13 protein-coding genes are annotated in these 11993 nt (G+C 73.3%); 9 read left to right on the top strand and 4 right to left on the bottom strand.

All coding sequences use genetic code 11. From position 1 onward, the window contains the following. Window positions 1–74: 74 nt before the first annotated feature. Both pspAA and QI554_RS34035 read right to left on the bottom strand, forming a co-directional pair. Complete coding sequence (gene pspAA, locus QI554_RS34040; RefSeq protein WP_281475725.1) at window positions 75–353, bottom strand: PspA-associated protein PspAA; 279 nt, start codon at window positions 351–353, stop codon at window positions 75–77. Window positions 354–355: 2 nt separating this feature from the next. Continuing rightward, window positions 356–1195 carry a PspA/IM30 family protein gene (locus QI554_RS34035; protein ID WP_281475723.1) on the bottom strand — a complete coding sequence of 280 codons (840 nt, stop codon included), beginning with the start codon at window positions 1193–1195 and terminating at the stop codon, window positions 356–358. A 154-nt stretch (window positions 1196–1349) separates the two neighbouring features. On the opposite strand from QI554_RS34035, the gene QI554_RS34030 reads away from it, so the two are divergent. The 3 genes from QI554_RS34030 to QI554_RS34020 all read left to right on the top strand — a co-directional run bounded on the left by QI554_RS34030 (window position 1350) and on the right by QI554_RS34020 (window position 3867). After that, window positions 1350–1943 (top strand): DUF3043 domain-containing protein, encoded by a 594-nt coding sequence (locus QI554_RS34030; protein WP_281475721.1) that lies wholly within the window; start codon window positions 1350–1352, stop codon window positions 1941–1943. Between the two features lie 127 nt (window positions 1944–2070). Beyond that, window positions 2071–2847 (top strand): class I SAM-dependent methyltransferase, encoded by a 777-nt coding sequence (locus QI554_RS34025; RefSeq protein WP_281475719.1) that lies wholly within the window; start codon window positions 2071–2073, stop codon window positions 2845–2847. Between the two features lie 21 nt (window positions 2848–2868). Then, entirely contained in the window at window positions 2869–3867 is a 999-nt protein-coding gene (locus tag QI554_RS34020) for an aldo/keto reductase family protein (RefSeq protein WP_281475718.1), read from the top strand. 95 nt (window positions 3868–3962) lie between these two features. On the opposite strand, the gene QI554_RS34015 is transcribed toward QI554_RS34020, so the two are convergent. Beyond that, complete coding sequence (locus tag QI554_RS34015) at window positions 3963–4169, bottom strand: hypothetical protein (RefSeq protein WP_281475716.1); 207 nt, start codon at window positions 4167–4169, stop codon at window positions 3963–3965. A gap of 139 nt (window positions 4170–4308) precedes the next feature. Between QI554_RS34015 and QI554_RS34010 the strand changes: the two genes are divergently transcribed. From QI554_RS34010 to QI554_RS33995, 4 genes are all read left to right on the top strand, one after another. Further along, the gene (locus tag QI554_RS34010; protein ID WP_281475714.1) at window positions 4309–5628 is read left to right on the top strand and encodes a bifunctional adenosylcobinamide kinase/adenosylcobinamide-phosphate guanylyltransferase; all 1320 of its coding nucleotides are present in this window, start codon (window positions 4309–4311) and stop codon (window positions 5626–5628) included. A gap of 315 nt (window positions 5629–5943) precedes the next feature. Beyond that, a complete protein-coding gene (gene cobT / locus QI554_RS34005) occupies window positions 5944–7164 on the top strand; it encodes a nicotinate-nucleotide--dimethylbenzimidazole phosphoribosyltransferase (protein ID WP_281475713.1) in 1221 nt (406 codons plus the stop codon). Then, entirely contained in the window at window positions 7161–7946 is a 786-nt protein-coding gene (locus QI554_RS34000; RefSeq protein ID WP_281475711.1) for an adenosylcobinamide-GDP ribazoletransferase, read from the top strand. Before cobT ends, QI554_RS34000 begins: the two co-directional genes overlap by 4 nt. 125 nt (window positions 7947–8071) lie before the next feature. Continuing rightward, window positions 8072–9586 carry a leucyl aminopeptidase gene (locus QI554_RS33995; protein WP_281475709.1) on the top strand — a complete coding sequence of 505 codons (1515 nt, stop codon included), beginning with the start codon at window positions 8072–8074 and terminating at the stop codon, window positions 9584–9586. A 90-nt stretch (window positions 9587–9676) separates the two neighbouring features. Here QI554_RS33995 and QI554_RS33990 read toward each other — a convergent pair whose 3' ends face one another. Then, window positions 9677–10000 (bottom strand): hypothetical protein, encoded by a 324-nt coding sequence (locus QI554_RS33990; protein ID WP_281475708.1) that lies wholly within the window; start codon window positions 9998–10000, stop codon window positions 9677–9679. 262 nt (window positions 10001–10262) lie between these two features. Between QI554_RS33990 and lpdA the strand changes: the two genes are divergently transcribed. Together lpdA and QI554_RS33980 are read left to right on the top strand one after the other, a co-directional pair. Beyond that, on the top strand, window positions 10263–11651 hold the full coding sequence (gene lpdA / locus QI554_RS33985) for a dihydrolipoyl dehydrogenase (protein WP_281475707.1): 1389 nt from the start codon (window positions 10263–10265) through the stop codon (window positions 11649–11651). Between the two features lie 51 nt (window positions 11652–11702). Next, on the top strand, window positions 11703–11993 hold a 291-nt coding region (locus QI554_RS33980; protein ID WP_343230839.1), incomplete at its 3' end, for a biotin/lipoyl-containing protein.

The following is an 11993-nucleotide window of genomic DNA, read 5'->3' as shown; positions in this document are numbered from 1 at the left end:
GTGCGACTCCGCCGAAAGCTTGTCAGAGTCAAGAGAATCGCGGAAGGGGTTCGCGTCGGCCCGGCACCACTCGGTCAGCCCGGGATCAGGCCCCCGTCTTTCAGGAGCGCGCGCACCTCGTCGACATGGGCGTCCGCGGCGGGGAGGATCAGGCCGGACGGTTCGAGCACCTCGACCGGCACCGCGCCGCCCAGCTCACGCACCTTGTCCAGCAGTCCGGTGAGCGCGACGCGGAAGGCCGCCTCGTCGCCCGCGGCCAGCGCCGCCTCGATCCGGTCGTCGAACAGGTCCAGCGCACCGAGCCGGTCGTCCGCGACGTCGAACTGCCCCTCCCCCATGATGCGGACGATCATGGTCATTCCCCTTGCTTGTCGAACCGGGGCTGGTACTGCGGCTCGCCGTGCTGCGGCTGGCCTGTGCCCGGCTGCGACTGCGCGGGACCGATCGCCTGCTGCGTGCCCTGGCCGAGCGCCTGCTGCGAGGGGGCCGGGGCCTGGCCCAGCTCCTGCTTCATGCGCATGAGCTCGAGCTCCACGTCCGAGCCGGTGGACAGCCGCTCGAGCTCGGCCGTGATGTCGTCCTTGGTCGTGCCGGTCGGGTCGTCCAGCGCGCCGGACGCCAGCAGCTCGTCGATCGCCGACGCGCGGGCCTGCATCTGCTGCGTCTTGTCCTCGGCCCGCTGCATCGCGAGGCCGACGTCCGCCATCTCCTCGGAGATGCCGGCGATCGCGCCGCCGATGCTCGCCTGCGCCTCGGACGCCGTGTACGTCGCCTTGATCGTCTCCTTGCGGATCCGGAAGGCGTCGACGCGGGCCTGCAGCCGCTGCGAGGCCAGCGTCAGCTTCTCCTCCTCCGACTGCAGCTGCTGGTACTGCAGCTGGAGGTCGGCGATCTGCTGCTGGATGCCGCTGCGCCGGGTCAGCGCCTCGCGGGCCAGGTCCTCGCGACCGAGCGAGAGCGCCTTGCGCCCCTGGTCCTCGTGCTTCGCGGCCTGCTGTTCGAGCTGACGCAGCTGGAGTTCGAGGCGCTTCCGGGAGGTCGCGACGTCGGCAACTCCACGCTTCACCTTCTGAAGCAGCTCCAGCTGCTTCTGGTACGAGTAATCCAGCATTTCGCGCGGATCCTCGTACTTGTCGAGCGTTTTGTTGGCCTTTGCGCGGAAGATCATGCCCATCCGCTTGAAAACACCACTCATGACCGCCGCGCGCCCCCTTCGTAGGCAAGCTCTTGCGCTGTACCAGCCTAAATGCCGAAAGGACCTTCCGGCAGGAGGGCAGTCCATCAGCCCCCCGCGGACCGGGTCCAAAGGCCCGGTCCGGGGGGCTTGCCCCAGCACGTAGGCTGGAGGCGTGTTCAGACGTCGTTCCCAGGCAGAGTCCGAGTCGGTCGAGACGGTCGCCACCGTCGAGACGGACGTTCGCGACCCCCAGGCCCCCAAGGGCCGCCCCACGCCCAAGCGCAGTGAGGCCCAGGCCAACCGCAAGACGCGGGTCGCGCCGCCGAAGGACCGCAGGGAGGCCGCCAAGGTCGCCCGCCAGCGCGCCCGTGAGGACCGCGAGGCCCAGCGCACCGCCCTCGTCACCGGTGACGAGCGCGGGCTGCCGGCCCGCGACAAGGGCCCGGTCCGCCGCTTCTGCCGCGACTTCGTCGACTCGCGGTTCACCGCCGCGGAGTTCTTCCTGCCGTCCGCGGTGCTCATCCTGATCATGAGCATCATGCCGAACACGGCGATCAAGAACATCTCGCTGCTCGCGTGGGCGGTCGTGATCGTTCTGATCATCCTGGACTCGGTGCGCGTCAACTTCTCGCTCAAGCGGCAGCTGCGCACCCGCTTCCCGGACGCCAGCCTCAAGGGCTGCACGCCGTACGCGCTGATGCGCGCCCTCCAGATGCGCCGCCTGCGCCTGCCCAAGCCGCAGGTCAAGCGCGGCGAGGCCATCTGACCCTCCGCTGACTGAGCGCGCCGGGCCGACGCCGGGCGCGCGCCTCCCTACGCGCCCAGCCCGGACCCGTCCGGCCCCGCGCCGCCGGGGCCCGTCCGCCGGGCGCATCCTTCGACGACGGAGCAGCATGACGACCGCCCTGCACGAGGCGACCACCTGGCCCATGGACCTGCAGACCCAAGTCCAGCGCGAGATCGCCTCGCGGCAGTTGGCGGAACACCTGGTCCGGCTGCGGACGCGCGGTCCCCTGAAGGTGCTCGACGTCGGCTGCGGCCCGGCCACCCCCGCGCTGCTGCTGGCCCGGGCCGGGCACCTGGTCACCGCGGTGAGCACCGACACACTGCAGCTGACCGCGCTGCACGACGAACTGGCGGACGAGCCCGACGACGTCCGCGCCCGGCTGCGCCTCGTCGAGGGCGACGGAAGCGAGGCCGGCCGGCACTTCCCGCCGGGCAGCTTCGACCTCGCGCTGTGCCACGACGCCCTGGACACCCTCGACGAGCCGGACGGCATGCTCGCCGCGCTCGCCCGCATCCTTAACCCCGGCGGCCTGCTCTCCGTCACCGCGCGCAACGGCGCCGCCGCCGCGCTGCGCACCGGCGCGGCCGGCGAGTGGACGGCGACCCGCAAGGCGCTCGCCGCCCGGTCGGTCGGCGCCGCCGACCCCGCGCGCCCCGACTCCGCCGAGGGCCTGTCGGTCATGCTCGCCGACCTCGGCACCCCGGTGCTGTCCTGGTACGGCGTCGGCGTCTTCACCGCGCTGCGTCCCGAGGAGCCCGCCCCGCCGCGCAACGGCAAGGCCTGGCAGAACCTCGTGGCGGTCGAGGAGGAGGCCGGGCGCACCGACCCCTACCGCGGGATCGCGTCCGTCCTCCATCTGGTGGGCGAGAAGACCATCCGCTGACACCCGTCATAGGGTTGTCCCATGGAGTTCCGACACCTGGGCCGCAGCGGCCTCGTCATCAGTGAGATCGCGTACGGCAACTGGCTGACGCACGGATCCCAGGTCGAGGAGGACGCCGCGCTCGCGTGCGTGCGCGCCGCCCTCGACGCCGGCATCACGACGTTCGACACCGCCGACGTGTACGCCGAGACGCGCGCCGAGTCGGTGCTCGGCCGCGCGCTCAAGGGCGAGCGCCGCGCCGGCCTGGAGATCTTCACCAAGGTGTTCTGGCCGACCGGCCCGGGCCGCAACGACCGCGGCCTGTCGCGCAAGCACATCATGGAGTCGATCGACGCGTCGCTCACCCGCCTGGGCACCGACTACGTCGACCTCTACCAGGCGCACCGCTACGACACCGCGACGCCGCTCGAGGAGACCATGCTGGCGTTCGCCGACGTGGTGCGCTCCGGCAAGGCGCTGTACATCGGCGTCTCCGAGTGGAACGCGGCGCAGATCCGCGCGGCCGCCGACCTCGCCCGCGAACTGCGCGTGCCGCTGGTGTCGAACCAGCCGCAGTACTCGATGCTGTGGCGCGTCATCGAGACCGAGGTCGTGCCCGCGAGCGAGGAGCTCGGACTCGGCCAGATCGTCTGGTCGCCGATCGCGCAGGGCGTGCTCAGCGGCAAGTACCGGCCGGGCCACCCGCCGCCGGCCGGGTCGCGCGCGACCGACGAGAAGGGCGGGCAGAACTTCATCTCCCGCATGATGGGCGACGACCTGCTGACCGCGGTGCAGAGCCTGCGGCCGCTCGCCGACGACGCGGGCCTGACGATGGCCCAGCTCGCCGTCGCGTGGGTGCTGCAGAACCCGAACGTGTCCGCCGCGATCATCGGCGCGTCGCGACCCGAGCAGGTCGCGGAGAACGTCAAGGCGGCCGGCGTGAAGCTGGAGGAGGAGCTGCTGTCCAAGATCGACGTCATCCTGGAGCCGTTCGTGCAGCTCGACCCCGCGCTGACGGTGAGCCCGCCCGCGCGGCCCTGACGCCGGGCGGCGGCGGACGAGGCGCCCGACACGCACGAGGGCGGCCCGGTCACCCGGGCCGCCCGGACACGTGAGGCGCCGTCGCGCGGGCCGGGCTACTGCTCGGCGGCGCGCAGGCTCATCCCCGCGTAGACCACGTCGTCGCCTTCGAGCAGGGTGACCTGTTCGACCCCCGCGTCGAGCAGGCCGCGCCAGTTCTCGCCGAGCCAGGACTCCGCGTCCGACTGGTTCGAGAACTCCTCGGCCGTGGGACCGGGGACCGGGCTGCCGTCCGCGTTCTCGTACCGCCACTGCCACATCATCGTGGGCTCCCTCGGGTCGTCGACCGCACCGCCGCGGTGAACCGGCGGGCGGTCCGCAGAGTAGCCGACCACGGCCCACAAGACGGGCCCCGACAGACATTCCGTACCGCACTACCGCTCGGGAGTAGCGCAGAACACCATGGAAGTGACGTTCCTCGGCACGGCGGGTCCGCGCGGCTGGCCGCAGCCGTTCTGCACCTGCGCGTCCTGTCTGGGCTGCACCGGCTCGGCGGTACGCGAACCCAGCTGCGTCCTGATCGACGGGACCCTGCTCATCGACTGCGGGCCCGAACCCGCACACGCCGCGGCCCGCGCCGCGCGGCCGCTCACCGCGGTACGCCACCTGCTGCTGACCGGCCCCGCCGAGAAGGCACCGCTGGCGTGGCTGCCGGCCGCCGGACTCGAGGTGGTCGCGGCGCCGTCCGGGCCGCCCGCCGGGCTGCCCGCGCCGACCGCCGGCGGGCCTCCGTGGCGGACCGTCGCCGCGGGCGAGGAGTTCGTACTCGGCGACCACCACGTCACCGTGCTGCCCGGCGGCGCCGCGGGGCGGGTGGCCTACGCGGTCTCCGGCCCCAACGGCGCCCGCCTGCTGTTCATACCCTCGGCGCCGCTCGCGCCCGAGGCGGACACCACGCGCGCGTGGGCACGGCCGGACGGACTCCCCTACGACGCCGTGCTGTTGGACGTGGTCGCGTGGCCCGAACGGCTCGCCGCGTTGCGCCGCGACGGCGCGGTCACCGAGGCCACCGACGTGCTGGCCGTGCACCTTTCGCACGAGGCGCCGCCCGGCGAGGAGTTGCAGCGCCGACTCGCGGCGTGGGGGGCCCGCGCGGTCGCCGACGGCGGTGTCGTCCGGTTGGGCGCGGAGCCCGACCGGCAGCCGGCGCAGCCGTACCGCACGCTGGTCCTCGGCGGTGCCAGGTCCGGCAAGTCGGCCGAGGCGGAACGGCGGTTGGCGGCGGTGCCCGAGGTGACGTACGTCGCCACCGGCGGCACGCGCGACGGCGACGCCGAGTGGGCGCAGCGGGTCACCGTGCACCGCGAGCGCCGTCCGGCGGCGTGGCGGACCGCCGAGACCACGGACCTCGTGGACCTGCTGGCCACCGCGACCGGGCCGCTGCTGGTCGACTGCCTGTCGCTGTGGCTGACCGCGGTGATGGACGCGTGCGACGCGTGGGACGACGCCAAGTGGGAGTCCGGCGGGCGGGAGCAAGTACGGGCGCACATCGACGCGTTGGCCCTCGCCTGGCGCAACTGCCGGGCGCAGGTGGTGGCGGTGAGCAACGAGGTCGGCAGCGGCGTCGTGCCGGCCACCGCGTCGGGCCGCCGCTACCGCGACGAGCTGGGGCGGCTGAACGCGGTGATCGCCGAGCAGTCCGACGAGGTGCTGCTGGTGGTGGCGGGCCAGGTGCTGACGCTGCGCGGGCTGCCGCGCAAACCCCGGCACGCGCGCAGCTGACCCGACACCCACCAGGAGCACCCGGGAGCACGACGGGGCGACGGCAAATTCGTCGCCAAGGCGAGGGGCGGGTCCGGCAAGGTCACCGGCGTGATCCGGCTGTCCTCCTGACGGTCAGCCGGGCAGGGACGGAGCACGGCGGCCCGTGCCCCGTCCTGGGCCGGCGCCCCGTGTCCGAACATCGCGGGGTGTCGGCGGGGCGGCACCTCCGATCCCATGAGGCGCCGCCCACTTGCCGGCTCTCCGTCGCCCTTGTTCGACGGCGGCCGCGCCTGCCCCTTCTGCGCCGCGCCGCACGCACTACGCTGACCCGCGATGACTATCGATCTCGACTCCCTGTCCGCCCTCGTCGACCGCCCCGACGACGAGGCCCGTGCCCGGCTCAAGGCACGGCTGGCACAGCAGACCGGTTCGGCCGGGGCCCTCGGGCGGCTCGAGGACGTCGCGCTGTGGCTCGCGGGCGTGCAGGGCGGCGAGTCCGTGCGCCCCGTCGCCGCGCCCCGCGTGGTGGTGTTCGCGGGCGACCACGGCGTCGCGGCGCGCGACGTGTCGGCGCACGAGGCCGGGTACACCGCGCACGCGGTGCGCGAGGCGGCCGCGGGCGGCGGCGCCGTCGGGCTGCTGGCGAACCTCAACGGCGCGTCGGTGCGGGTCGTCGACATGGCCGTCGACACCGATCCCGCGCTGCTGCCGGAGGCCGTGACCCGGTACCGGGTGCGGCAGTCCAGCGGTTCGATCGACGAGCACGACGCGCTGACCACCGCGCAGGCCGAGCAGGCGTTCCGGGCGGGCATCGAGATCGCCGACGCGGAGATCGACGGCGGCGCGGACCTGCTGGTCGTCGGCGACATCGGGGTCGGCAGCTCCACCCCCGCCGCGGTGCTGATCGGCGCCCTGACCGGCACCGACGCGGCCGCCGCGATCGGCCGCGGGTCGGGCATCGACGACGCCACGTGGATCCGCAAGTGCGCCGCGATCCGCGACGCGCTGCGGCGCGCGCGGCCGGTGCTCGGCGACCCGCTGCGGCTGCTCGCGGTCTCCGGCGGCGCGGACTTCGCGGCGATGAGCGGATTCCTGCTGCAGGCCGCGATCCGCCGCACCCCGGTCGTCCTCGACGGAGTCGCCTCGGCCGCCTCCGCGTTGGTGGTGCAGCGCATCGCGTACCGCACGCCCGACTGGTGGATCGCCGGGCACCTGTCCCCCGAGCCGGGGCACGCCAAGGCGCTCGACCGCATGGCGCTCGAGCCGCTGCTCGACTACAAGGTGCGGCACGGCGAGGGCACCGGCGCGCTGCTGGCCCTGCCGATGGTCCGTGCCGCGGCCGCGCTCGCCGCCGAACTCCCCGCGCCCGCAAAGCCGGACGCGGGTGCCACGGTGTCGTTCGACAAGGCCGACCGGGCCGACAAGGCAGAGCAGGCCGAGGGCCGCCAGGACAGCGAGGCGTGGCTGCCGGGCGCCGCGGCGTTCGACGACGGCAAGACCACCGACGACGCCGGGGCCGCCGGGACGCCGGGCACCGCCGACCCGGCTCCGTGACCCGCTCGTCCCCCACACTGCACGGCCTGCGCCTGGCGTTCGGCACGCTGTCGGTGCTCCCGGTCCGCGTCCCGCACGTGGACCGGGCGGTCGCGGCCCGCGCGATGGCGATGGCTCCCGCGGTCGGCCTCGTGCTGGGCGGACTCGCCGCGGGCGTGGGCGCGTCGGCGGGTCGGGCCGGGACCGGCGCGCCGGTCGCCGCGACACTCGCGGTCGGCACGCTCGCCGTGCTGACGCGCGGCCTGCACTTGGACGGCCTCGCGGACGTCGCCGACGGGCTGGGCTCGAACAAGCCCGCGCCTGACGCCCTGCGCATCATGAAGGCGTCGGACATCGGACCCTTCGGCGTCCTGACCCTCGTGTTCACACTGCTGCTCGAAGTCGCGGCGCTGGCACGGGTCGACGCCGCACACGACGCGCCGACGACGGCCGCCGCGCTCGTCCTCGCGGTCGTCGCGGGACGTGTCGCGATCACGGTGGGCTGCGCGCGCGGCGTGCCCAGCGCGCGCTCCGACGGGCTCGGCGCGATGGTGGCCGGAACTCTCCCGCCGGCGGTGGTGGCGGGACTCGCGGTGGCGCTGGCCGGTGCCGCCGCCGCGGTGGGTGCGGCGAGCGGCCTGGGGATCCTGCGTTCCCTCCTCGCCGTCGGATTTTCGCTGGTCACAGCAATGCTCTTGCTACGCCACGCTGTTCGCCGGTTCGGAGGCATCACCGGCGACGTGCTGGGCGCGTTGTGCGAGACGGCGACGGCCACCGCGCTCGTGGTCCTGTCCACGGGCTGAGACACGCCGCCAGTGCGCATGTAATGCTGGGGGGCGTACAGCCGGGACCGACCACGCGCCCCGGTGGATCCTTGCCAACCGCGGGGCACCCCCCGCGGATGAGACGAGCAGAGAACAGGACACACGTGACCACACTGAGCCTGAGCACCAGCTCCGCCGCGACGCTCCGCGTCGACGCCGTCGTCATCGGTCTCGCGAAGGGTGCCGACGGGCCCGTTGTCGTCGCGGGCGGCGAGGCGGTCGAGGCCGCCTTCGGCGGTGCGTTGGGCGCGGTCCTCACCGCGCTGGGCGCCACGGGCGCGGAAGGCGAGATCACGCGCGTGCCCGCGGCCGCGGGCGCGGACTCGCTCAAGGCCCCGGTGGTCGTCGCGGTCGGCCTGGGCGCCGAGCCCGAGGGCGGCTACGACGCCGAGGCGCTGCGCAAGGCGGCGGGCAACGCGGCGCGCGCCGCGGCGGGCCTGAAGAAGGTCGCGCTGGCGCTGCCGGTCGCGGACGCGGACGCGGTGGAGGCGGTCGCGCAGGGCGCGCTGCTCGGCGCGTACGTCTTCGACAACTACCGCGAGAAGTCGCAGGAAGGCCGCAAGGCTCCGGTCAAGGAGCTGGTGGTCGTCGGCGCCAAGGCCCGCGACAAGGCGGTCAAGGCGGCGTTCGAGCGCGCGCAGGTGACCGCGGAGAGCGTCAACACCGCCCGCGACCTGGTGAACACGCCGTCGAACGACCTGTTCCCGAAGACGTTCGCGGCGATCGCCGTCGACCAGGGCAAGAACTTCGGCTTCAAGGTCGAGGTGATGGACGAGAAGGCGCTCAACAAGGGCGCGTTCGGCGGCATCCTGGGCGTCGGCCAGGGCTCGGCGAACCCGCCGCGGCTGGTGCGCCTGGCGTACACGCACCCGAAGGCCAAGCGCAGCCTCGCGCTGGTCGGCAAGGGCATCACCTACGACTCGGGCGGCATCTCGCTCAAGCCGGCCGGCGCCAACGAGACCATGAAGATGGACATGGCGGGCGCCGCCGCGGTCCTGAACGCGGTCACCGCGATCGCGCGCCTCGGCCTCGCCGTCAACGTCACCGGCTGGCTGGCGCTGGCGGAGAACATGCCGTCGGGCACCGCGACCCGTCCCGGCGACGTGCTGCGCATGTACGGCGGCCGCACCGTCGAGGTCCTCAACACCGACGCCGAGGGCCGTCTGGTGCTCGCCGACGCGATCACCCGCGCGTGCGAGGAGAACCCGGAGAAGCTGATCGACGTCGCGACGCTGACCGGTGCCATGATGGTCGCGCTCGGCAACAAGACGTTCGGCATCATCGCGAACGACGACGCGTTCCGCACCGCGGTGCACGACGCCGCCGAGCGCAACGGCGAGCCGTCGTGGCCGATGCCGACGCCGGCCGAGCTGCGCCGCACGATGGACTCGACGATCGCCGACCTGAAGAACATCGGCGAGCGCATGGGCGGCGGCCTGTCGGCCGGCGTGTTCCTGCGCGAGTTCGTCGCCGAGGGCGTGTCGTGGGCGCACCTGGACATCGCGGGCCCGGCGTACAACGAGGGCGAGGTGTCCGGCTACACCGCCAAGGGCGGCACCGGCGTCGCGGTGCGCACGCTCGTCCAGATCGCGCAGGACATGGCCGACGGCACCATCTGACCGCCGCTTGACCTGCGGTCTTCCGCCGACCCCGGTCGGCGGCGGACCACCGCACGGCACTGGGCCGGGGCGCACGCGGTGCGCCCCGGCTCAGCCGTTTCCGCGGTTCTTCTGCGTCCACTCCCGCATGCGCGGCGGGTAGCCGACGATGCCCGCCTCGTAGAGCGGAACGCCGAGTTTGCGGGCCAGCGACCGCGCGGCGCCCGGGTCCGGCACCCGACGGCGGGTCCACTCGCCGGTGTCGGCGACGAACACCACCGTGGTGCCGCTGACCGTGGTGGTCGGCTCCAGGTACGCCTCGACGCCGCGGCGGCTGCGCGCGAAGTCCGTCAGATGCCCGACGGCCGTCGCGGCCTCGCCGCGTGCTCCTCGCGCGGTGCCGCGACCCCGCCCGATGCGTCCGAACAGTCCCACGTCCGGTCCCTTCCTCCGCCGCTCCGACCTGGGCTTTCGCCGGTCCGGACGGGCCGCCCGCGGCGGCTCGCGGCCGTCGCGGCGAGGCGCCCGCGGCCTGGCCGGCTCATCCCGGGAACGTGCCGGACACACCCGAGGTGCCCGCCTCCCGACAACAAGTGGGAGGATGTTGTACCGGCACTTGAAGCCTTCCACAAGAAGGGGGTGCTACCCGGCGTATACAGCCGGGTGAGCACATCGCAATCCAGCAGGAGGACGAGACGTGGCGAACGACGCCGGAGCCGTTTTCGATGTAGTGATCCTCGGAGGCGGAAGCGGCGGCTATGCCTGCGCCCTCCGTTCCGCCGAACTGGGCATGCGCGTCGCGCTCATCGAGAAGGGCAAGCTCGGCGGCACCTGTCTCCACCAGGGCTGCATCCCGACCAAGGCGCTGCTGCACGCGGGCGAGGTCGCGGACCAGACGCGCGAGAGCGAGCAGTTCGGCGTCAGGTCGACGTTCGAGGGCATCGACGTCGCGGCGGTCCACAAGTACAAGGACGGGGTCGTCTCCCGGCTGTTCAAGGGCCTGACCGGCCTGATCGCCAGCCGCAAGATCACCGTCGTCGAGGGCGAGGGCCGGCTGGTCTCGCCGACCGCGGTCGAGGTCGGCGGCGTCCGCTACGAGGGCCGCCACATCGTGCTGGCCACCGGCTCGGTCCCCAAGTCGCTGCCCGGCCTGGAGATCGACGGCAACCGGATCATCAGCAGCGAGCACGCGCTGGTCCTGGACCACGTGCCGAGCTCCGCGGTGATCCTCGGCGGCGGCGTCATCGGCGTCGAGTTCGCCAGCGTGTGGAAGTCGTTCGGCGCCGACGTGACGATCGTCGAGGCGCTCCCGCACCTCGTGCCCGTGGAGGACGAGAGCAGCAGCAAGCTCCTTGAGCGCGCGTTCCGCAAGCGCGGCATCAAGTTCGAGCTCGGCTCCCGGTTCAGCGGCGTCGAGTACACCGACTCGGGCGTGCGCGTCTCGATCGAGAACGGCAAGCAGGTCGAGGCCGAGCTGCTGCTCGTGGCGGTCGGCCGCGGGCCGGTGTCGGCGAACCTCGGGTACGAGGAGGCCGGCGTCGCCATGGACCGCGGCTACGTCCTCGTCGACGAGTACTGCCGGACGAACGTCCCCACGATCTCGGCGGTCGGCGACCTCATCCCGACCCTCCAGCTCGCCCACGTCGGCTTCGGCGAGGGCATCCTCGTCGCGGAGCGCATCGCGGGCCTCGAAGTCGCCCCGATCGACTACGCCGGCGTCCCGCGGGTGACCTACTGCGACCCGGAGGTCGCGTCGGTGGGCCTCACCCAGGCGCAGGCCGAAGAGCGGTACGGCGCCGACAAGGTCGCGCTGATCGACTACAACCTCGGCGGAAACGGCAAGAGCCAGATCCTCAAGACGGCCGGTTCGGTCAAGGTCGTCTCGGTCAAGGACGGCCCGGTCGTCGGCATCCACATGGTGGGCGCCCGGATGGGTGAGCTCGTCGCCGAGGCCCAGCTGATCTACAACTGGGAGGCACTGCCCTCCGAGGTGGCCCAGCTGATCCACCCCCACCCGTCTCAGTCCGAGGCGATCGGCGAGGCCCACCTGGCCCTCGCCGGCAAGCCGTTGCACGTGCACGACTGACGCGCCCCTGCTGACACTTGCCCTGAAGCGTACGAAGGAGTCACTGACCCCATGCCGGTCTCTGTAACACTGCCCGCGCTCGGCGAGAGCGTGCAGGAGGGCATCATCACCCGCTGGCTCAAGCGGGAGGGTGAGCGCGTCGAGGTCGACGAGCCGCTCCTCGAGGTCTCGACCGACAAGGTCGACACCGAGATCCCCGCCCCTGTCTCGGGGATCCTGGTCTCGATCAAGGCCGCCGAGGACGACACCGTCGAGGTGGGCGCCGAACTCGCGATCATCGACGACGGCACGGGTGCCGCGCCGGCCCCCGCGGCCGCCGCCCCCGCCGCCGCCGCGCCCGCG

Origin of the sequence: Yinghuangia seranimata, from assembly GCF_029953285.1 — a bacterium.
Classification (GTDB): Bacteria; Actinomycetota; Actinomycetes; order Streptomycetales; family Streptomycetaceae; genus Yinghuangia; species Yinghuangia seranimata.
This window is presented reverse-complemented; position numbering and strand designations above follow the sequence as displayed.